At 55.6% G+C, this 20,273-nt stretch carries 23 protein-coding genes; 14 read left to right on the forward strand and 9 right to left on the reverse strand.

Annotation, left to right across the window (positions count from 1 at the left end; genetic code table 11):
- Nucleotides 1-29: 29 nt before the first annotated feature.
- Nucleotides 30-299, reverse strand: coding sequence for a GrxA family glutaredoxin (locus ACQG11_RS17450; protein ID WP_014169305.1), 270 nt, complete (start codon nt 297-299; stop codon nt 30-32).
- 185 nt (nt 300-484) lie between these two features.
- On the opposite strand from ACQG11_RS17450, the gene nfsA reads away from it, so the two are divergent.
- The 11 genes from nfsA to ACQG11_RS17505 all read left to right on the forward strand — a co-directional run bounded on the left by nfsA (nt 485) and on the right by ACQG11_RS17505 (nt 11,202).
- A complete protein-coding gene (gene nfsA, locus ACQG11_RS17455; RefSeq protein ID WP_023299683.1) occupies nt 485-1,207 on the forward strand; it encodes a nitroreductase NfsA in 723 nt (240 codons plus the stop codon).
- 64 nt (nt 1,208-1,271) lie between these two features.
- Nucleotides 1,272-2,174: a 30S ribosomal protein S6--L-glutamate ligase gene (gene rimK, locus ACQG11_RS17460; RefSeq protein ID WP_032621711.1), complete on the forward strand. Its 903-nt coding sequence runs from the start codon at nt 1,272-1,274 to the stop codon at nt 2,172-2,174.
- A gap of 63 nt (nt 2,175-2,237) precedes the next feature.
- Nucleotides 2,238-2,714, forward strand: a complete 477-nt coding sequence (locus tag ACQG11_RS17465; protein WP_022647571.1) for a YbjN domain-containing protein — start codon at nt 2,238-2,240, stop codon at nt 2,712-2,714.
- A 352-nt stretch (nt 2,715-3,066) separates the two neighbouring features.
- Nucleotides 3,067-4,179 carry a spermidine/putrescine ABC transporter substrate-binding protein PotF gene (gene potF / locus ACQG11_RS17470; protein ID WP_022647572.1) on the forward strand — a complete coding sequence of 371 codons (1,113 nt, stop codon included), beginning with the start codon at nt 3,067-3,069 and terminating at the stop codon, nt 4,177-4,179.
- A 143-nt stretch (nt 4,180-4,322) separates the two neighbouring features.
- The gene (gene potG / locus ACQG11_RS17475; protein ID WP_006809449.1) at nt 4,323-5,456 is read left to right on the forward strand and encodes a putrescine ABC transporter ATP-binding subunit PotG; all 1,134 of its coding nucleotides are present in this window, start codon (nt 4,323-4,325) and stop codon (nt 5,454-5,456) included.
- 9 nt (nt 5,457-5,465) lie between these two features.
- On the forward strand, nt 5,466-6,419 hold the full coding sequence (gene potH, locus ACQG11_RS17480; protein WP_022647573.1) for a putrescine ABC transporter permease PotH: 954 nt from the start codon (nt 5,466-5,468) through the stop codon (nt 6,417-6,419).
- Nucleotides 6,416-7,261, forward strand: coding sequence for a putrescine ABC transporter permease PotI (gene potI, locus ACQG11_RS17485; RefSeq protein ID WP_022647574.1), 846 nt, complete (start codon nt 6,416-6,418; stop codon nt 7,259-7,261). The genes potH and potI overlap by 4 nt, the downstream gene beginning before the upstream one ends.
- Nucleotides 7,262-7,303: 42 nt before the next feature.
- Nucleotides 7,304-7,801 (forward strand): YbjO family protein, encoded by a 498-nt coding sequence (locus tag ACQG11_RS17490; RefSeq protein ID WP_087878582.1) that lies wholly within the window; start codon nt 7,304-7,306, stop codon nt 7,799-7,801.
- Nucleotides 7,802-7,841: 40 nt separating this feature from the next.
- Nucleotides 7,842-8,969: a 23S rRNA (uracil(747)-C(5))-methyltransferase RlmC gene (gene rlmC, locus ACQG11_RS17495; RefSeq protein WP_032676348.1), complete on the forward strand. Its 1,128-nt coding sequence runs from the start codon at nt 7,842-7,844 to the stop codon at nt 8,967-8,969.
- A 72-nt stretch (nt 8,970-9,041) separates the two neighbouring features.
- A complete protein-coding gene (locus tag ACQG11_RS17500; RefSeq protein WP_023299686.1) occupies nt 9,042-9,749 on the forward strand; it encodes a response regulator transcription factor in 708 nt (235 codons plus the stop codon).
- A complete protein-coding gene (locus tag ACQG11_RS17505) occupies nt 9,733-11,202 on the forward strand; it encodes a sensor histidine kinase (RefSeq protein WP_045623376.1) in 1,470 nt (489 codons plus the stop codon). The genes ACQG11_RS17500 and ACQG11_RS17505 overlap by 17 nt, the downstream gene beginning before the upstream one ends.
- A 75-nt stretch (nt 11,203-11,277) precedes the next feature.
- Here ACQG11_RS17505 and artJ read toward each other — a convergent pair whose 3' ends face one another.
- The 6 genes from artJ to ACQG11_RS17535 form a co-directional block, all read right to left on the reverse strand.
- Nucleotides 11,278-12,009 (reverse strand): ABC transporter substrate-binding protein ArtJ, encoded by a 732-nt coding sequence (gene artJ / locus ACQG11_RS17510; protein ID WP_426728626.1) that lies wholly within the window; start codon nt 12,007-12,009, stop codon nt 11,278-11,280.
- A gap of 173 nt (nt 12,010-12,182) precedes the next feature.
- On the reverse strand, nt 12,183-12,851 hold the full coding sequence (artM, locus tag ACQG11_RS17515; RefSeq protein WP_022647579.1) for an arginine ABC transporter permease ArtM: 669 nt from the start codon (nt 12,849-12,851) through the stop codon (nt 12,183-12,185).
- A complete protein-coding gene (gene artQ, locus ACQG11_RS17520; RefSeq protein WP_003858367.1) occupies nt 12,851-13,567 on the reverse strand; it encodes an arginine ABC transporter permease ArtQ in 717 nt (238 codons plus the stop codon). Before artQ ends, artM begins: the two co-directional genes overlap by 1 nt.
- 6 nt (nt 13,568-13,573) lie before the next feature.
- Nucleotides 13,574-14,305 (reverse strand): arginine ABC transporter substrate-binding protein ArtI, encoded by a 732-nt coding sequence (gene artI, locus ACQG11_RS17525; RefSeq protein ID WP_006174322.1) that lies wholly within the window; start codon nt 14,303-14,305, stop codon nt 13,574-13,576.
- Nucleotides 14,306-14,323: 18 nt separating this feature from the next.
- A complete protein-coding gene (gene artP, locus ACQG11_RS17530) occupies nt 14,324-15,052 on the reverse strand; it encodes an arginine ABC transporter ATP-binding protein ArtP (RefSeq protein ID WP_006809439.1) in 729 nt (242 codons plus the stop codon).
- 226 nt (nt 15,053-15,278) lie between these two features.
- Nucleotides 15,279-15,797: a lipoprotein gene (locus tag ACQG11_RS17535; protein ID WP_022647580.1), complete on the reverse strand. Its 519-nt coding sequence runs from the start codon at nt 15,795-15,797 to the stop codon at nt 15,279-15,281.
- Nucleotides 15,798-15,894: 97 nt separating this feature from the next.
- Here ACQG11_RS17535 and ACQG11_RS17540 point away from each other — a divergent pair, with 97 nt between their 5' ends.
- The 3 genes from ACQG11_RS17540 (at nt 15,895) to ACQG11_RS17550 (ending at nt 17,930) form a co-directional block, all read left to right on the forward strand.
- Nucleotides 15,895-16,218, forward strand: a complete 324-nt coding sequence (locus ACQG11_RS17540; protein WP_003858361.1) for a heavy metal-binding domain-containing protein — start codon at nt 15,895-15,897, stop codon at nt 16,216-16,218.
- Nucleotides 16,215-17,045, forward strand: coding sequence for an N-acetylmuramoyl-L-alanine amidase (locus ACQG11_RS17545; protein WP_038415746.1), 831 nt, complete (start codon nt 16,215-16,217; stop codon nt 17,043-17,045). Before ACQG11_RS17540 ends, ACQG11_RS17545 begins: the two co-directional genes overlap by 4 nt.
- A 261-nt stretch (nt 17,046-17,306) precedes the next feature.
- Nucleotides 17,307-17,930, forward strand: coding sequence for a helix-turn-helix domain-containing protein (locus ACQG11_RS17550; protein ID WP_022647582.1), 624 nt, complete (start codon nt 17,307-17,309; stop codon nt 17,928-17,930).
- A gap of 3 nt (nt 17,931-17,933) precedes the next feature.
- Here the strand turns inward: ACQG11_RS17550 and ACQG11_RS17555 are convergent, their stop codons facing one another.
- On the reverse strand, nt 17,934-18,566 hold the full coding sequence (locus ACQG11_RS17555; RefSeq protein ID WP_426728627.1) for a hypothetical protein: 633 nt from the start codon (nt 18,564-18,566) through the stop codon (nt 17,934-17,936).
- Nucleotides 18,566-20,128 carry a peptidoglycan-binding protein gene (locus ACQG11_RS17560; protein ID WP_426728628.1) on the reverse strand — a complete coding sequence of 521 codons (1,563 nt, stop codon included), beginning with the start codon at nt 20,126-20,128 and terminating at the stop codon, nt 18,566-18,568. The genes ACQG11_RS17555 and ACQG11_RS17560 overlap by 1 nt, the downstream gene beginning before the upstream one ends.
- Between the last annotated feature and the right edge of the window lie 145 nt (nt 20,129-20,273).

Consider the following 20,273-nt stretch of genomic DNA (forward strand, 5'->3'; position numbering starts at 1 on the left):
AGCGCCCTCAGGGTGAGGGCGTCTTAGCATTACTGAGCGGCAAACAGGCCCAGGTGCTCTTTGGCGTACGCTTCGAAATCGGTGCAGCCGCCGATGTGTTTCTGATCGAGGAAGATTTGCGGCACGGTTTCAACCGGTTTACCCACGGTTTTTTCCAGATCGGCTTTGCTGATGCCTTCCGCGTGGATATCCACGTAACGGAAGTTGAAATCATCACGTTCTTCAGTCAGTTTCTCAGCCAGCTCTTTCGCGCGCACACAGTAAGGGCATCCTGGACGACCAAAAATTACTGCAAACATTTCTCTCTCCTCAAAAAACAAGCCTGACGGCGAATAATCCCTATAGTGCACGATAACCTGCCGTCATGGAAAGAAGGTTTCACCTGTCACTTTGATACAGTCAGGCTATGTTTCGCCAATTACATCAGGTGGATCATTGCCTATACTGGCTGCCATACGTTTTACGCAATACAAAGAGAGACAAAATGACGCCAACCATTGACCTGCTTCGTTCCCACCGTTCCATTCGCCATTTCACCGATGAGCCGATCACCCAGGCGCAGCGGGACGCGATCATCGACAGCGCAAGAGGCACCTCCAGCTCCAGCTTTTTGCAGTGCAGCTCCATTATCCGCATCACCGATCCGGCGATGCGTGAGCAGCTGGTAACGCTGACGGGCGGACAAAAGCACGTTGCCCAGGCGGCTGAGTTCTGGGTGTTCTGCGCCGATTTTAACCGTCACCTGCAAATCTGTCCTGAGGCGGAGCTGGGGCTGGCGGAACAGCTGCTGCTGGGCGTGGTGGATACGGCATTGATGGCGCAAAACGCGTTCACGGCGGCGGAATCGCTGGGGCTTGGCGGCGTCTATATCGGCGGGCTGCGTAATAACATCGAAAGCGTGACGCAACTGCTGAAGCTGCCGAAACACGTGTTGCCGCTGTTTGGTCTGTGCCTCGGCTGGCCGGCGGATAACCCGGATCTGAAGCCGCGTATTCCTGCTGCGATGCTGGTGCATGAAAACCACTACCAGCCGGTCGATCAGGACGTTCTGCATCAATACGATGAAGAGCTGGCGAACTACTATCTGACGCGCGACAGCAACAACCGCCGCGATACCTGGAGCGACCATATTCGTCGCACCATCATTAAAGAAAACCGCCCGTTCATTCTTGATTACCTGCACAAACAGGGCTGGGCAACGCGATAGTCCCTTCCTCCTGCGCCTCGTGTATGATAGGCAGGCTTTTCCCATGTCTTTAGAGAGGTGCAGGGTGAAAATTGCCATATTGTCCCGGGATGGAACGCTCTATTCATGTAAACGCCTGCGAGAAGCGGCGGCGAAACGCGGACATCAGGTTGAGATCCTCGATCCGATGTCCTGCTATATGAACATCGACCCTGCGGCGTCGTCGATTCATTACAAAGGCCGCAAACTCCCGCATTTTGATGCGGTAATTCCCCGCATTGGCTCCCAGATCACCTATTACGGCACGGCCGCGCTGCGCCAGTTTGAAATGCTGGGAAGCTATCCGCTCAACGAGTCCGTGGCGATCTCACGCGCCCGCGATAAGCTGCGCTCGCTGCAGCTGCTGGCGCGCCAGGGGATCGATTTGCCCGTCACCGGGATTGCTCACTCCCCGGACGACACCAGCGATTTAATCGACATGGTGGGTGGTGCGCCGTTGGTCATTAAGCTGGTGGAAGGCACGCAGGGTATTGGGGTGGTACTGGCGGAGACGCGTCAGGCGGCGGAAAGCGTGATTGACGCCTTTCGCGGTCTGAATGCCCATATTCTGGTGCAGGAGTATATTAAAGAGGCCAAAGGGTGCGACATCCGCTGCTTTGTGGTGGGCGATGAAGTGGTGGCCGCCATAGAGCGGCAGGCGAAAGAGGGCGACTTCCGCTCTAACCTGCACCGCGGCGGTATCGCGCGGGTGGCCCTTATCAGCGAGCGCGAGCGCGAGATTGCGGTGAAAGCGGCGCAGACGCTGGGCCTGGACGTGGCGGGGGTCGATCTGCTGCGTGCCGACCGCGGGCCGCTGGTGATGGAAGTTAACGCCTCGCCGGGGCTGGAAGGGGTGGAAAAAACCACAGGCGTCGATATTGCAGGTAAAATGATCGCATGGATTGAACGCCATGCGACGCCGGGATTTTGCCTGAAAACGGGCGGTTAAATGGATCGGCGCGCACTTTTTGCGTAAGCTGGACAACGTTTTTATTTAAGAGGCTGCACAGCGATGGATTTACAGGTCGTACCTACACTGGATACGTTACGTCAATGGCTCGATGATGCCGGTATTACTTTTTTCGAATGCGACTCCTGCCAGGCGCTGCATCTGCCTCACATGCAAAATTTCGATGGTATTTTTGATGCCAAAATCGATCTGATTAACGACGTGATCCTATTCTCGGCGCTGGCTGAAGTGAAGCCTTCAGCGCTGCTTGCACTGGCATCCGATCTGTCAGCGATTAACGCCAGTTCTTTGACCGTGAAAGCGTTTCTCGACATACAGGATGATAATCTGCCGAAGCTGGTGGTTTGCCAGTCTTTATTCTCCGGCGCGGGGCTCTCCTTCAAACAGTTCGCCTGGTTTATGCGCCTGAGCGAAGAGCAAATTTCCATGGTAATGATGGAAGCCAACGCACATCACCTGCTGTATAGCGCGGAAGATGATGCCGAGAATAATGATGCATCTTCCAATTTTCTCCACTAAGCCTGTCTGACTTTTGCGCAGTCGCTACCAGAGCGGCTGCATAACACCGCTTTTTCTGCTGCTTTTAACCTTTCTTTAAAGAATTTTTCACCTCCTCTCGGGCCGTTTCGGCTTATCACGTAGACATAATCTGCATAAAAAATTGATAAAAGGCGTTTTTTCGTCTGGGCTATAGCCGGAGACACGGGCTACAGTTATTCTTGCGGTGCTTAAAAAAAAGCGAGCGGAACCTGCCGGGAAGAGGGGTATATTTTATTTCGGGCAGAGCGACAAACTATGCATGAATATTGCATATCTTCAGGCTGCACAGTTTTGGTTCGTTTGTTAACGAGCTTTCAGAAGGAATAACAATATGATCGCCTTGAATAAAAAATGGTTATCGGGTCTGGTTGCGGGTGCTCTGATGGCCGTCTCTGCCGGCACGCTCGCTGCGGAACAAAAAACGCTGCACGTCTATAACTGGTCTGACTATATTGCGCCGGACACCGTCGCGAATTTTGAAAAAGAGACCGGCATTAAGGTTGTCTACGACGTATTCGATTCCAACGAAGTACTGGAAGGCAAACTGATGGCGGGCAGTACCGGTTTCGACCTGGTGGTGCCCTCTGCAAGCTTCCTGGAGCGTCAGCTGACCGCCGGTGTCTTCCAGCCGCTGGACAAGAACAAGTTATCGAACTGGAAAAACCTCGATCCGGAAGTGCTGAAGCTGGTGGCGAAGCATGATCCGGACAACAAATACGCCATGCCTTACCTGTGGGCGACCACTGGTATTGGCTTTAACGTGGATAAAGTCAAAGCGGCGCTGGGCCCGGACGTCAAACTGGACAGCTGGGACGTGGTGCTGAAGCCGGAAAATCTCGAGAAGCTGAAAAGCTGCGGCGTCTCTTTCCTCGATGCGCCGGAAGAGATTTTCGCCACCGTGCTTAACTATCTCGGCAAAGATCCAAACAGCAGCAAGGCCGACGACTACACCGGTCCGGCGACCGACCTGCTATTAAAGCTGCGTCCGAATATTCGCTACTTCCACTCCTCTCAGTACATCAACGACCTGGCTAACGGGGATATCTGCGTGGCCATCGGCTGGGCGGGTGACGTCTGGCAGGCAGCGAACCGTGCGAAAGAGGCGAAAAACGGCGTGAATGTTTCCTACTTCATTCCGAAGGAGGGGGCGCTGGCGTTCTTCGACGTCTTCGCGATGCCAGCTGATGCGAAAAACAAAGAGGAAGCGTATCAGTTCCTCAACTACCTGATGCGTCCGGAAGTGATTGCCCACATCAGCGACCACGTCTACTACGCCAACGGTAACAAGGCCTCCGTGCCGCTGGTGAGCGAAGAAATCCGCAATAATCCGGCGATCTACCCGCCAGCCGATGTGTTTGCCAAGCTCTTCACCCTGAAAGTGCAGGAACCGAAAATTGACCGTGTGCGTACCCGCGCGTGGACGAAGGTGAAAAGCGGTAAGTAACGGCGTTTGATATCGTTGCCCGGTGGCGCTGTCGCTTACCGGGCCGACAAATCCCGTAGGCCGGGCAAGCGTTAGCGCCGCCCGGCGATGCGCACCCTGACGGTGCGTTTGCACCAGTGTTGATCTATGCCGGAGAGCACCCCGTGAATGACGCGATCCCCCGCCCGCAGGCGAAAGTCCGTAAAGCGCTGACCCCGCTTCTTGAAATTCGTAACCTCACCAAATCCTTCGACGGCCAGCATGCCGTGGACGATGTCAGCCTGACGATCTACAAAGGTGAAATATTTGCTTTGCTCGGCGCATCCGGCTGCGGTAAATCGACCCTGCTGCGCATGCTGGCCGGGTTTGAACAACCTACCGCCGGGCAGATCGTGCTGGATGGGGTAGACCTCTCCAGCGTGCCGCCGTACCAGCGGCCCATTAACATGATGTTCCAGTCCTATGCCCTGTTCCCGCACATGACCGTCGAGCAGAACATCGCCTTCGGCCTGAAGCAGGACAAACTGCCGAAAGCCGAAATCACCGCGCGCGTGGCGGAGATGCTGAGCCTGGTGCACATGCAGGAGTTCGCGAAGCGTAAGCCGCATCAGCTTTCCGGCGGCCAGCGTCAGCGCGTGGCGCTGGCAAGAAGTCTGGCGAAGCGTCCAAAATTATTACTGCTCGACGAGCCGATGGGCGCGCTGGACAAAAAACTGCGCGACCGGATGCAGCTGGAAGTGGTGGATATCCTTGAGCGCGTAGGGGTGACCTGCGTGATGGTGACGCACGACCAGGAAGAGGCGATGACCATGGCCGGGCGCATTGCGATCATGAATCGCGGTAAGTTCGTGCAGATAGGCGAGCCGGAGGAGATTTACGAACACCCGACAACCCGCTACAGCGCGGAGTTCATCGGCTCGGTAAACGTCTTCGAAGGGCTGCTGAAGGAACGCCAGGAAGACGGTCTGGTGATTGAATCGCCGGGGCTGGTGCACCCGCTTAAGGTTGATTCTGATAATTCCGTGGTGGACAACGTGCCGGTTTACGTTGCCCTGCGCCCGGAAAAAATCATGCTTTGCGATGAGCCGCCCGCCGATGGCTATAACTTTGCCGTGGGCGAAGTGGTACACATCGCCTATCTCGGCGATCTGTCGATTTACCATGTCCGCCTGAAAAGCGGCCAGATGCTCAGCGCCCAGTTACAGAACGAACACCGGTATCGCAAGGGACAGCCAACCTGGGGCGACGAAGTGAGCCTCTGCTGGGATGCGGACAGTTGCGTAGTCCTGACGGTATAAGGAGCGGTCATGAGCACACTTGAACCTCCAGCCCGCGTCAAAAAACCGGGCGGTTTCTCGCACTGGCTGGCGCGCGTGCAGATGGCGCATGGCCGCAAGCTGGTCATCGCCATGCCCTATATCTGGCTGATCCTGCTGTTTTTGCTGCCGTTCCTGATCGTCTTTAAGATCAGCCTGGCGGAGATGGCGCGGGCGATCCCACCGTATACCGATCTGTGGGAGTGGGCCGACGGGCAGCTGACGCTGACCTTAAACCTCGGGAATTTCCTGCAACTGACTGAGGATCCGCTCTATTTCGAAGCCTATTTACAGTCGTTACAGGTTGCGGCGATCTCAACGATCTGCTGCTTGTTGATGGGCTACCCGCTGGCGTGGGCAGTGGCGCACAGCAAGCCGTCGACGCGAAATATTTTACTGCTGTTGGTCATTTTACCGTCGTGGACATCGTTCCTGATCCGCGTGTACGCGTGGATGGGGATCCTGAAGAATAACGGCATACTGAATAACTTCCTGCTGTGGCTTGGGGTGATCGACCAGCCGCTGACGATCCTGCATACCAACCTTGCGGTGTATATCGGGATTGTCTATGCCTATCTGCCGTTTATGGTGCTGCCAATCTATACGGCGCTGACGCGAATCGATTACTCGCTGGTGGAAGCCTCGCTGGATCTCGGCGCACGCCCGTTGAAGACGTTCTTCAGCGTCATTGTGCCGCTCACAAAAGGCGGGATCATCGCCGGATCGATGCTGGTGTTTATCCCGGCGGTCGGGGAGTTTGTGATCCCCGAACTGCTCGGCGGCCCGGACAGCATCATGATTGGCCGCGTGCTGTGGCAGGAGTTCTTCAATAACCGCGACTGGCCGGTGGCCTCGGCGGTGGCGATTGTCATGTTACTGCTGCTGATCGTGCCGATCATGTGGTTCCACAAACATCAGCAGAAACAGATGGGAGACCACGGATGAACAACTTACCGGTAGTACGCTCCCCGTGGCGAATTCTGATCCTGATTATCGGCTTTACCTTCCTGTACGCGCCGATGCTGATGCTGGTGATCTACTCGTTCAACAGCTCTAAGCTGGTCACCGTCTGGGCGGGCTGGTCGACGCGCTGGTACAGCGAGCTGTTCCACGATGATGCGATGATGAGTGCGGTGGGGCTGAGCCTGACCATTGCGGCGCTGGCGGCGACGATGGCCTGCGTGCTGGGCACTATTGCCGCGCTGGTGATGGTGCGCTTCGGCCGTTTTCGCGGAGCAAATGGTTTTGCGTTTATGATCACCGCCCCGCTGGTCATGCCGGACGTCATCACCGGTCTGTCGCTGCTCCTGCTGTTTGTCGCGCTGGCGCACGCCATCGGCTGGCCAGCGGATCGCGGGATGCTCACCATCTGGCTGGCGCACGTCACCTTCTGTACGGCGTATGTGGCGGTGGTCATCTCCTCGCGGCTGCGCGAGCTGGATCGCTCCATTGAAGAGGCGGCGATGGATCTCGGCGCCACGCCGCTGAAGGTCTTTTTCATCATCACGCTGCCGATGATTATGCCGGCGGTGATCTCCGGCTGGCTGCTGGCGTTTACGCTCTCGCTCGACGATCTGGTTATCGCCAGCTTTGTGTCGGGCCCAGGCGCGACGACGCTGCCGATGCTGGTCTTCTCCAGCGTGCGCATGGGGGTGAATCCGGAGATTAATGCCCTGGCCTCCATCATCCTCGGCGTGGTCGGAATTGTCGGATTTATCGCCTGGTATTTGATGGCGCGCGCGGAAAAGCAGCGCGTGCGCGATATCCAGCGTGCAAGACGCGGCTGAAGGAATTATTATTTCCAGTGATGTGCCGCGTATGACGCGGCACTGTTTTTCAGGGAAGTAAAAACATTGGGATTCTTGCAAAAAACACGTCATTCGCACGCCCGTCCGAACGTCCCTGCGCTGGTGCAGGTGGCGGCGCTCGCCATTATTATGATCCGCTGCCTGGATGTGCTGATGATTATGAACACGCTGGGCCCGCGAGGCATGGGGGAGTTCATTCACCGCAGCGCGCAGACGTGGAATCTGACGCTGGTGTTTCTCAGCAGCCTGATGCTGGTGTTTATTGAGATCTACTGTGCGTTCTCGCTGGTAAAGGGGCGCAACTGGGCGCGCTGGGTATATTTTCTTACGCAGATCACCGCCGCCAGCTATCTGTGGGCCGCCTCGCTGGGCTATGGCTATCCGGAGCTATTCAGCATTCCCGGCGGCTCCCGCCGCGAGATTTTCCATTCCTTAGTGATGCAAAAATTGCCGGACATGCTGGTGCTCTGCCTGCTCTATGTTCCCGCCTCCAGTCGGCGGTTCTTCCGCCTGCAATAATGTGTATAATCGCAGCCCTCGTGATTCTTAAGGTTTTCATATGCAGTGCGCACTCTATGACGCCGGACGCTGCCGCTCCTGTCAGTGGATAGAACAGCCGGTCCCTCAACAACTCACCGCCAAAATGGCCGACCTGCAACAGCTGCTGGCAGCACATGCGGTGGGCGAGTGGTGCGCACCCGTCAGCGGGCCGGAGCAGGGCTTTCGTAATAAAGCCAAAATGGTGGTCAGCGGCAGCGTCGAAAAGCCGCTGCTGGGCATGCTGCACCGTGACGGCACGCCCGTCGATCTCACCGGCTGTCCGCTGTATCCCGCCTCGTTTGAGCCGGTGTTTACCGCCCTGAAACCCTTTATCGCCCGCGCGGGGTTAACGCCCTATAACGTTGCCCGCAGGCGCGGCGAGCTTAAGTACCTTCTGCTGACCGAAAGCCAAATCGACGGCGGGATGATGCTGCGCTTTGTGCTGCGTTCGGAAACCAAACTGGAGCAGCTTCGCGCGGTGTTGCCGTGGCTGCAGGAACAGCTTCCGCAGCTCAAGGTCATTACCGCTAATATTCAGCCGGTGCATATGGCGATCATGGAAGGAGAGAAAGAGATTTTCTTCACCGAACAGCATGCGCTGGCGGAGAATTTCAACGGCGTGCCGCTGTGGATCCGTCCGCAAAGCTTCTTCCAGACTAACCCCACCGTCGCCAGCGCGCTGTACGCGACCGCGCGCGACTGGGTGCGTGCGTTACAGGTTCATCACATGTGGGATCTGTTCTGCGGCGTCGGCGGCTTTGGCCTGCACTGTGCCACGCCAGACATGCAGCTCACCGGGATTGAAATTTCTGCGGAGGCCATCGCCTGCGCGAAACAGTCCGCCGCGGAGCTGGGGCTGACGAATCTGCACTTCCAGGCGCTGGACTCGACCCGGTTCGCCACCGGCCAGGGCAACGTGCCGGAGCTGGTGCTGGTGAACCCGCCGCGCCGGGGTATCGGCCAGGCGCTCTGCGACTACCTGAGCCAGATGGCGCCGGAGTACATCGTCTACTCCAGCTGTAACGCGCAGACCATGGCGAAGGATATCGCCAGCCTGCCGGGCTACCGCATTGCGCGCGTTCAGCTCTTTGATATGTTCCCGCACACTGCGCATTACGAAGTGCTGACGTTGCTCGTGAAATCTTAAACAAAATGTGAACTCTTCCCCCGCTCGAAATCAGGTAAGCTTACGTCATAACAAATGATTGAAGGCTTACCCATGAAGCAGATCCTGCTGGTAGAAGACGACCACGATATCGCTGCACTCCTGCGTCTTAACCTGGAAGATGAAGGCTACGCCATTACCCACGAGCCGGACGGGGGAAAGGCGTTACCGCTTCTGGAAAAACAGCCGTGGGACGCGGTGATCCTCGATCTGATGCTGCCGAATGTTGATGGTCTGGAGATTTGCCGCCGTATCCGCCAGATGACCCGCTACCTGCCCATTATCATCATTAGCGCCCGCAGCAGTGAAACTGACCGTATTACCGGCCTGGAAACCGGGGCGGATGATTATCTGGCAAAACCTTTCTCGGTGCAGGAGCTGATTGCCCGCATTAAGGCGCTGTTCCGCCGACAGCAGGCGATGGGCCAGGCGCAGACGGACGGCATTATTCAGGCGCACGGTCTGACTATCGATCCGCTGGCGCGCACCGTGCGTCTTAACGGTCAACACGTCGATCTCACCCCGCGTGAATTTGAACTGCTCTATTTTTTTGCCCGCCATCCCGGAGAGGTCTTTTCACGGCTGGCATTGCTGGAGCAGGTGTGGGGGTATCAGCACGAAGGCTACGAACACACCGTCAACACTCATATTAACCGCCTGCGCATCAAAATAGAGAAAGATGCCGCCGAGCCGGAGATCGTTCGCACCGTCTGGGGCAAAGGCTACAAATTTGCGGAGCAGAATCATGATGCGTCGCTTTAGCCTGAGCCAGCGCCTGACGCTGCTGTTTACGGTATTACTGCTGCTCTGCGCCACCGTCGCCTGTGCGGTGCAGCTCTACGTTAGCATGCAGTACGGCAATGCGATGGTGCAGCGTCTCTCCGGCGGGCTGGCGCAGCAGATTGCGCAGCGGGAAGCGATTCTGGATACGCAGGGCAGGGTGGATCGCAGCGCCTTAAAGCCGCTGTTCGACCGGCTGATGACCTTTAATCCGAGCGTCGAGCTGTATGTTGTCTCGCCTGATGGCGATATCCTGGCCGATGCCGCCCCGCCGGGGCACATTCAGCGGCAAAAAATTGACCTCGCGCCGATACAGAATTTCCTGAGCGGGACGGTGATGCCGGTGTTTGGCGACGATCCCCGAAGCCAGAATAAGAAAGTCTTCAGCGCCACCCCGCTGCGACAGGACGGCGAGCTGAAGGGGTATCTGTACATTATTTTGCAGGGGGAGGAGTCCAACGCGCTGGCGGAGATGGCCTGGCACAAAGCGCTCTGGAGTACGGCGCTGTGGTCGATGCTGCTGGTGGCGCTGTTTGGTCTGCTGGCCGGGTTGCTGCTCTGGTACTGGGTGACGCGCCCGGTTAAACAGCTCACGCTGGACGTGGCCGGGCTGGAGCAGGACAGCATCAGCGCGATTAAGCAGCTGGCGGCCCAGCCGCTCAAGCCTGCCGGCCAGGATGAAGTGGCGATCCTGCGCAATACCTTTATCGAGCTGGCGCGCAAAATCACCTCTCAGTGGGATCGGCTGGCCGACAGCGACCGCCAGCGCCGGGAGTTTATCGCCAACATTTCGCACGACTTACGCACCCCGTTGACGTCGCTGCTGGGTTATCTGGAAACGCTGTCGCTGAAATCCGCCACGCTGACGCCGCAGGAGCATCAGCAGTACCTCGCTACCGCTCTGCGTCAGGGGCAAAAGGTACGCCATCTGTCGCAGCAGCTGTTCGAGCTGGCGCGTCTTGAGCACGGCGGCATCAAGCCCCAGCGCGAGCGTTTTGCCATGGCTGAACTGATTTCCGACGTGGCGCAGAAGTTTGAACTTACCGCCCGCACGCGCGAGGTGAACCTGCGTATTGATGTGCCGGGGCGATTGCCGCTGGTGAACGCCGACGTGTCGATGATCGAGCGCGTGGTCACTAATCTTCTGGATAACGCCATCCGTCATACGCCGAGCGGCGGAGAAATTCGTCTGGCGGTCTGGCAGGAGAATGAACGACTTCAGGTCGAAGTGGCAGACAATGGTACGGGCGTAGATGCCTCGCTGCGCGACGATTTGTTCCAGCGGCCTTCAGCGTTAAATCCTCAGGCGTCGCGGGAGAACCGTGGGGGATTAGGGCTGTTAATCGTGAAGAGAATGCTGGAGCTGCACGGTGGCGGGATCAGGCTGATGGAGTCCGTGAGTGGGGCGCGGTTCAGGTTCTTTGTGCCGCTATGAGAAATTGCCGGGTGGCGCTGCGCTTTCCCGGCCTACAGACCACCCCCGTAGGCCAGACCACCCGGCAAAAAGAGATTACTGCGGGAACCACTGCTCGCTGATTTTCTGGTATGTGCCGTCAGCTTTGATCGCTTTCAGCGCGCCGTTCAGTTTTTCCAGCAGGGCTTTGTTATCCGGACGTACCGCGATGCCGAGGCCGGTACCAAAGTACTGCGGATCGGTCACTTTCTCCGTCGCTGTACCCAGCTGCGGGTTGGTTTTCAGCCACTCATTCACGACCGCGGTGTCGCCAAATACGCCATCGATACGGCCATTTTTCAGGTCGATAATTGCGTTCTGGTAGCTGTCATAGGCCACGGTTTTCACTTCATGATGCTTGTCCTGGAGATATTTCTGGTGCGTGGTGCCGTTTTCCATGCCGATGCGCTTGCCTTTCAGCTCGTCGAAAGACTTATAAGCCCCTTTCTTCGCAATCACTACCGCAGAGTTCGCGTAGTACGGGTCGGTGAACGCGACCTGCTTGCTGCGCTCTGGGGTGATATCCATGCCGGAGATCACCGCATCGTATTTTTTAAATTTCAGGGACGGGATCAGGCTGTCAAACGCGTGGTTAGTAAAGGTGCAGTCGGCCTGCATCTGCTTGCACAGCGCTTTCGCCAGGTCAATGTCAAAGCCGACGATCTGGTTGCTGGCATCCAGCGATTCAAACGGCGGATAGGTGGCAGAAACGCCAAAATTGATTTTATCTGCGGCGGATGCGCCTGCGGCGAAGGTTGCGAGTAATGCGGCCAGAACTAACTTTTTCATTGTAATGCTCCCGTCTGTCTTATTTATGCGCCGTGTCTGCGGCCTGGATATACAATGCCATCTACTGAATTTATATGCAATAAAAATGATTAAATATTACCTTTGTTGCAAAAAAAAGCGGATAACCCATCAGGTTACCCGCTCAATCAATACCGTTTTATGCATTGGCGTGATTAATTCCTGCGCTCAAACGCCAGCGCCTTACGCTCGATAAGACGCATCATCAGCGTCAGCAGACCGTTGACCACCAGATAGACCAGACCCGCCGCACCGAACACCATCACGTCGTAGGTACGTCCGTACAGCAGCTGCCCGTGGCCCATCACTTCCATCAGGGTGATGGTGTAGGCCAGAGAGGTGCTTTTGAACACCAGAACGACTTCATTGGAATAGGAAGAGAGCGCACGCTTAAAGGCGTATGGCAGCAGGATCGCCAGCGTGTCCTTCTTGCTCATGCCCAGCGCACCGCAGGACTGCCACTGGCCTTCCGGGATCGCGCGGATCGCGCCGTAAAACAGCTGCGTGGTATAGGCCGCGCTGTTCAGTGAGAGAGCTATCAGGGCGCAGAGCCATGGCTCAGAGAGCAAATGCCAGATAACCGGATATTCCTGTAACGACGGGAACTGCCCTGGACCGTAGTAAATCAGGAAGATCTGCACCAGCAGCGGCGTACCGGTAAAGAGCGTAATGTAGCCACGGACAATCCACACCAGCACCGGCGTTTTCAGCGTCAGGACGATGGTGAAGAACAGCGCCAGGATCAGCGCTACGATGATAGACGCAACGGTCAGCGTCAGGCTGGTGTGCAGCCCTTTCATCAGTTCGGGTAAATAATCCAGCATCAGCCTGGTCTCCGTTCAAAACGCGTTGCGCGCAGATCAATACGCTTCAGAACGTACTGGCTCAGCAACGTGATCACCAGGTAGATAGCCGCCGCGACGATGTACCAGGTAAATGGCTCCTGCGTACGGGTGGCGATACTTTTGGTTTGCAGCATCAAATCGTTCACGCTGATCAGGCTCACCAGCGCGGTATCTTTCAGCAGTACCAGCCACTGGTTGCCCAGCCCTGGCAGGGCATGACGCCACATCTGCGGCATCACCAGGCGGAAGAAGATCGCCGCTTTCGACAGGCCGAGCGCCTGACCGGATTCCCACTGTCCCTGCGGTACCGCTTTCAGCGCGCCGCGCAGCGTTTGTGACGCATAGGCCGAATAGAGCAGGGAGAGCGCAATTACGCCGCACAGGAACGGACTGACGTCGAAGTTCTCAATCTGCATTTGCACCGGGATCTGCGCAAAGCCGAGATTAATCGTAAAGCCGTCCGACAGCGTTAACAGCAGCTGTGAGGAGCCGAAATAGATAAACAGAACCACCAGAATTTCCGGCAGTCCACGCAGCACAGTTACCAGCGCTGAACCGAGCCATGCGACAGGGCGCCACTTAACGGACTCCCACACCGCAAAGAACATCGCCAGTACGAGGCCGATAATCAGTGCACAAACGGCAAGGCCGACGGTCATCCCGGCGGCGCTTGCTAAAGGAAAAATTTCATTCATCAGGAATTACTTCTGGAACCATTTTTTGTAGATGGTTTCGTAGGTGCCGTCTTTCTTCACTTTTTCCAGCGCAGCGTTGAATTTCTGCTGCAACTCGGTGTTGCCCTGACGTACGGCAATACCCAAACCTGTACCGAAGTAGTCTTTATCTGTCACCTTGTCACCCACGGCGGCCAGCTTGTCGTTCGCTTTCAGCCATTCAGTCACGACAGCCGTGTCCCCGAACACCGCATCGATACGGCCGTTTTGCAGGTCCAGCTTCGCATTCTGGTAGCTGTCATACGGCACGGTGGTGATTTCCGGGTGCTTATCCATGATGAATTTCTGGTGCGTGGTGCCGTTCTGCACGCCGACTTTCTTGCCTTTCAGCAGGTCAACGGAGGCGTATTTACCTTTCTGACCAATGAACAGCGCCGAGTTGTCGTAGTAAGGGGTGGTGAACAGAACCTGCTTTTCACGCTCCGGAGTGATGTCCATACCGGCCATCACGGCGTCGATACGGCGGAACTTCAGGCTTGGGATCAGGCTGTCGAACGCCTGGTTGCTGAAGGTACAGGTCGCGTCGATCTCTTTACACAGGGCATTTGCCAGATCCACGTCGAAGCCAACAATCTTGTTGTTCGCATCAATGGATTCAAACGGAGGGTAGGACGCTTCAGTGGCGAAACGGATGGTCTGGGCTGCGGTAGCGGAAAGGCTGACGCTAGCAAGCAGCGCGGCAATCAATACTTTTTTCATTATAATTTCCCTAACACATCAGTGTGATAAGTAGTTTTTGAAGGCATCGGTTTGCGGGTTGGTGAAGCAGCTCGCATCACCTTGCTCAACGATATACCCGTTTTCCATGTAGACCACGCGGCTGGCGGTTTTGCGCGCCACTTCCACCTCGTGGGTCACGATGACCTGGGTAATGTTGGTTTCCGCCAGTTCACGAATGATACTCACGATCTGGGCAGTAATTTCCGGGTCCAGCGCTGCGGTTGGTTCGTCGAACAGCAGCACCGCTGGCTCCATCATCAGCGCACGGGCGATTGCCACACGCTGTTGCTGACCACCAGAGAGATGCAGAGGATAACGGTCGCTGTACGGTTTCAGACGCAGACGTTCCAGCAGCTTTTCAGCTCGCGCCATCGCCTGGTCTTTGCTTAAGCCAAGCACGCGGCACGGGGCTTCAATCAGGTTTTGCACCACCGTCAGATGCGGCCAGAGATTATATTGCTGGAAAACCATGCCCACGTTTTGACGCAGTTCACGAATCGCTTTATCAGAAGGGGTTTTCGCGAAGTCAAAATGGTTACCGGCGATGGCCAGCGTTCCCGAACGGGGCATTTCAAGCAGATTTAAAACACGCAGAAGGGAGCTTTTTCCCGCGCCGCTTGGGCCGAGCAAAACCAGCGTTTCGCCCTCCGGGCAGCTCAGCGTAATGTCGAACAGCGCCTGGTGTGCGCCGTAGAAGCAGTTAATGCCGTTTAGTTTAATACTCATCGGGGCAGTCTTTACTCATCCAGGCAATCTATAGCAATTGAGGCCGCAGATAGTACCGTTGACAGAATAGTTATGCAATATTTCTGCGTTAAAAGTTAAATATAACCCGTGTTTCCTCTTAAACATAGCACAAAATAGCGACGGGAAAGGGGGGCGAGAATAAATGTCGGCATTCCGCATGAAATGCCGGACATTTTACGGGGTTAACGTTTATTTAACGTATGCGTTAGCGGTTCTCAATCGACTGGCGAAGGGTGCCCGCCGGAGCATGAACGCTGCCGCCAATGTAGCGCACATCATCTATTGCCCAGCACTGGCCTTCACGGATCATCAGCACCTCATCCTGCCAGGTTTGCGTCCCCTGGGTTAGCTTCACGCGCAGAGGAATATTCCGTGCGTCGGTATTCGGAATGGTGGACGCGCTGGCGACGTCGGCGCTGTCCGGCAGCGTGGCGCGGCTGGAGAACGGATCGGATGAAAGCAGCGCGTTTTGCTGCGGATCGCGCGAGGCGTCATTAAGCAGTTTCGCCAGATTATCGCTCAGGTACGGGCGCAGGGCGGTGAGGTCATTACCGCGATGCTGAATGCGGTAATCATAGAACTGTTGCGCCACGGCGTCCGGGCCGCCCTCAATGCAGGGGCCGCTGCGGGAACCGATATCCTTAAAGGCTGGCGTGACCGGCGTAGTGCAGGCGCTGAGCACCAGCGCGCAGGGCACTAAAAGCGTTAAAGCAGAGTAGCGCATGTTGATTTCCTTATTTATTAACTATCCTTTCAATCATAGCGTAACGAACCGATAATGCAGTTGCTAACGCATTGAACGCTAAAGAAGGAGAGGAAATATGCAATTTTCAACAACACCAACCCTGGAAGGTCAACCCATTACCGAGTACTGCGGCGTGGTCACCGGTGAGGCGATTCTGGGCGCCAACATCTTCCGGGACTTCTTTGCTGGCATTCGGGATATCGTCGGCGGGCGCTCCGGTGCCTACGAGAAAGAACTGCGTAAAGCGCGTGACATTGCGTTTAAGGAGCTGGGCGAGCAGGCCAAAGCGCTGGGCGCGGATGCGGTGGTGGGCATTGATATCGACTACGAAACGGTCGGGAAAGATGCCAGCATGCTGATGGTGAGCGTAAGCGGCACGGCGGTGAAAACCCGTCGATGAAGCGTTCGCTCTCAACCCTCCTGCTGGCATTGTTGCTGGCAGGATGCGCCTCGGAAGAGGGCATTGTTGATAAAGGCGCGTACGAACTTGATACGCGCCATCAGGCGCAGGCGGCCTACCCGCGCATAAAGGTGCTGGTGATCCATTACACCGCCGATGATTTCGACACCTCGCTTGCGACCTTGACCGATAAAAACGTCAGCTCTCACTATCTCATCCCCGCAAAGCCCCCAGCTCCGCAGGGCAAACCGCGTATCTGGCAGCTGGTGCCGGAGAGCGAGCTGGCCTGGCATGCAGGTATTAGCTTTTGGCGTGGGACCAACCGCATAAATGATACCTCCGTCGGCATTGAGCTGGAAAACCGCGGCTGGCGGAAAACCGATGGCGTGAAAATCTTTACCCCCTTCGAACCGGGGCAAATTGCGGCGCTGATCCCGCTTGCCAGAGACATCATCGCCCGCTACGACATTAAACCGCAGAACGTTGTGGCCCATTCGGATATCGCCCCGCAGCGTAAAGACGACCCTGGCCCGCTGTTTCCGTGGCGCGAGCTGGCGCAGCAGGGCATCGGAGCCTGGCCCGAACCGGCGCGGGTAAATTTTTATATCAACGGGCGACCGCATTATCAGCAGGTTGATACCGCAGCACTGCTCGATCTGCTGGCGCGCTACGGTTACGAGGTGCCAGAAAACAGCACGCCTGCACAGCAAAAACGCATCATCATGGTGTTCCAGATGCATTTCCGTCCGCAGTTATGGAATGGCGTAGCGGATGTTGAAACCATGGCGATTGCCGAAGCACTTTTAGAGAAATACGGGCAGGGGTAAACCTTTGGCTTACCCCCAAATGAGTATATTTCCGCAAGTTTCTATTAGATTAATCCTAAGTACAATCTCATTTCATTTTTAGTTAATTGACTTAAAATTATTCGGATTTAAGATGGACACATAGCACGCTAAGCAATTTAGCGAATAAAAAACTTTACTCTTTTTTTTATTCTTGAGTTTTTCATCAGGAAAATATTTATGGTTCGGTATGAATGCCGTTGCCATGTTTTTTTAAAATCACATCTTAAAACGGGTATAACAATGTTAAGCATCTATGGAAAAAAATTACGTCCGCAACATGAAATGGAAAAAATTATTTCTGCAACCTCATGCGTTGAAGAAAGAACGTTAAAAAAATGGCAGAAGATTTCCACTGCTGATTCCGGTTTAATTCATATTATTGTCAGCGGCGAAGTCGAATTTCGACGTGACTCTGACGAACTGTGCTTGTTCACCGTTACCGGGCAATGCATTTTCGGCCTGTCGTCGATGTATTACAACGCCACCCATATGTACGGCCTTGTTCGGTCGAATACGGTTGTTCGCTCGATCAAGAAAGAGGTCTTCGCCCAGCTGATGACCGAGAAAAACCTGTGGCCTGAGCTGACAAAAGTGCTTTCATGGTACATATGCCTGATGAGCAAGCGCGATGATATTCTGGTCGCTCGCAGCGCATATTCTGTTGTTCGCGAATTTTTATATGAGATCAACGACCTGATTGTACAGCATCAGCGTGATATTAACGTTTATGATTACATTCAGGAATACACTAACCTGGCACGTAGCACCATTATTAAAATCCTCTCCGATCTGAAAAAAGGTCAATATATTGTGGTGGAAAAAGGTCGACTGCTTAACCTCACCGCACTGCCTGAAAAATATTAATGCCTACTCCCGCCGGTCTCCTTTATCACTGAAAGGGGAACGGCTGTTTTCACTGTTTTTAACACTTGCTTGTGAATTATCCTGCGTTTCGTCAACCGGCGGTGCGGGAATTTTTCCTTGAGAATAATCCTGCTCCTGCTCTTTTAATGCCTGTTTAAATAATTCCGTTAATGATGACTCTTCACTGCTCGTGCTGGCGGGGGCGGTATCGTGCTCATGCGCCTCAGTTCCGGGTAGGGTATCCCGCGAGGGGTCTTGCGGCACCGCGCCCTCGGGCGCCTGCTGCCAGTCGGCATCATCACTGATGATCGGCAGATCCTGCATCGGTGGAACATCAACAGGCACTGGCGCAGCTTTAGGCTGCGGATGCGGGAACGGTTTACTCACGTACACGTAGTGCATCTCCGAAAGCTGGGTTTCCGGTTTGGCAACGCTGGCGTTGACCGGTTCAGGCGCCGGGTTGCGCATGTTCCAGTAGACATGCATATACAGGCCGACAACCAGCATGGCGCAAAGGCCGACCATCCATAATGCTGTTTTGCCGAAAACGTTTTTCAGGCTGGGGAGGCGGTACGAAAACCAGACCGCTTCCCCGGTTGTATAGCTGCGCTGGGCCGCAAGGCAGATGGTCGACATTAGGCTTTCTTCTCCTGCATTTTTGCGTCCGGGGTAGTGCGGGTGGCCTGAATCAGTACGCTCGGCGTGCTGTTGGTTACGCGCATCAGCTGCATCAGCGTTTCTTCGCCGGGGATGCCATCCACGTGCAGATGCATTTTTTGCTGAAACTCACGGGTGCGTTTCATCATCTCAGCGGTCCAGATCCGGGCATGCGTTTTGGGCTGGTTCAGCGCCAGGCTTAACTGCTGATCGAGCCAGGCCATGTCTTTGCTGTCGCTGGCCGCGCCGATCGCGTCTTTTCCTTCCGGTGTCAGGCGGTGCAACTGGGTGAAGTTGCCGGTCGCATGCCGGTTAAACCAGCTGCGGCTCACCTGCCAGGTCCGGTTATTCATTAACAGGTCAATTGATGTATCTCCGACCCTGGCGACCACCGCATAGTTAAGGTGACCGCTGGTTTTCAGTTCACTGACCCACGGATACCCTTCCTGCGCCAGCGTCTCCGGCGACGCGTTCCCCTGTTTACACATCAGGTTCACTTTAGCGGCGTTCTGGCACAGCGCATCTTCGGCCGAGGCGTCATATCCCCACATCAGATAGAGCTGGTGCATCGCATCCGGCTGATTAACCATTTCATTGTCGATAACCGGCACCACGGGCGCCTCCGTTTTTCGCGTCGGCTGTTTCCAGCTGACGGGGACCGGCAGCTGGATGGGAAGATGCCCGCTGATGGATGAGGTTAAATACCAGCCGCAGGCGGCAAACAGCACCGATGCGAACAGCGCCACGTTTGCCAGACGCTTACCGTGTTTTTTCGCGGGCAGGATCTCTCCCGCCGCCAGGCGTAAATGACGCGGGCTGACCTGCGACGCGCGTTCCGTCCAGGCGGCGAGCATTGACAGGTGCGCCAGTTCGTTAAGTTTGCTGATGTTGCCTTTGGTCAACGTGTGCATTTTGCGCACGCGGGCCGGCGTTAACGGCGAATTTTCACAGCCGTGTTCTTCGCATTGCGCCTGCACATAGCCCAGGAATTCGCGGCAGGTCAGGGGGCGCAGGACATGACGAGTGTGTGTATATTCGCGCAGTTCAGGTTGCTTAAGCAGGATTTCCTGATCCGCAGTGCCCGTCAGCACCACGGAGAGCCGGAAGTTCAGCTCCTGGGCTCGCGTGAGCAGCGTACCCAGGACTTCACGGCAGCTCTCTTTCATGGCTTCGGCGTGTGAAATCACCAGCACTCTGGTTTTCGCTTTACCCTCGTGCCACTGGCGCAGGATGGCATCCACCGCCTGCAGGCGATTCTTGCTCTCTTTCGTTACCGGATTGAGCTTGTACAGCAGGCTACTGGCACTCAGTTTGGGAAACGCATTGATAACAAGGACGTTACTGTGGCGGGTTTTTAGCGCATCGCTGAAGTGACCCAGAAGCGGGGCGTCGTCGCAAAAGAGCCCGATAATTCCCGCCTGCTGGGTTTTCTCTTTCAACAGGTTGAACACATCCTGATGATAAGGCACCAGAAAATCCCCGGATAAACGGGCGATCGATCTGAATGGCGGATTTTTAAAATTAAAGTGGCTCTGATACATAACGACTTACCGTCTCTGATTAGGAATAGCAACAGCATCAGAAAGTAAGGTAACGCCCCTGAACGGTCAATTTGCAAACAGGGTAAAAATATCCTGCTGGCAGCGTCTAACATTTGGATTTTATACGGTCAATATTTTTCTTTAT

Origin of the sequence: Enterobacter cloacae complex sp. 372C4, from assembly GCF_050030615.1 — a bacterium.
Lineage (GTDB): Bacteria > Pseudomonadota > Gammaproteobacteria > Enterobacterales > Enterobacteriaceae > Enterobacter > Enterobacter intestinihominis.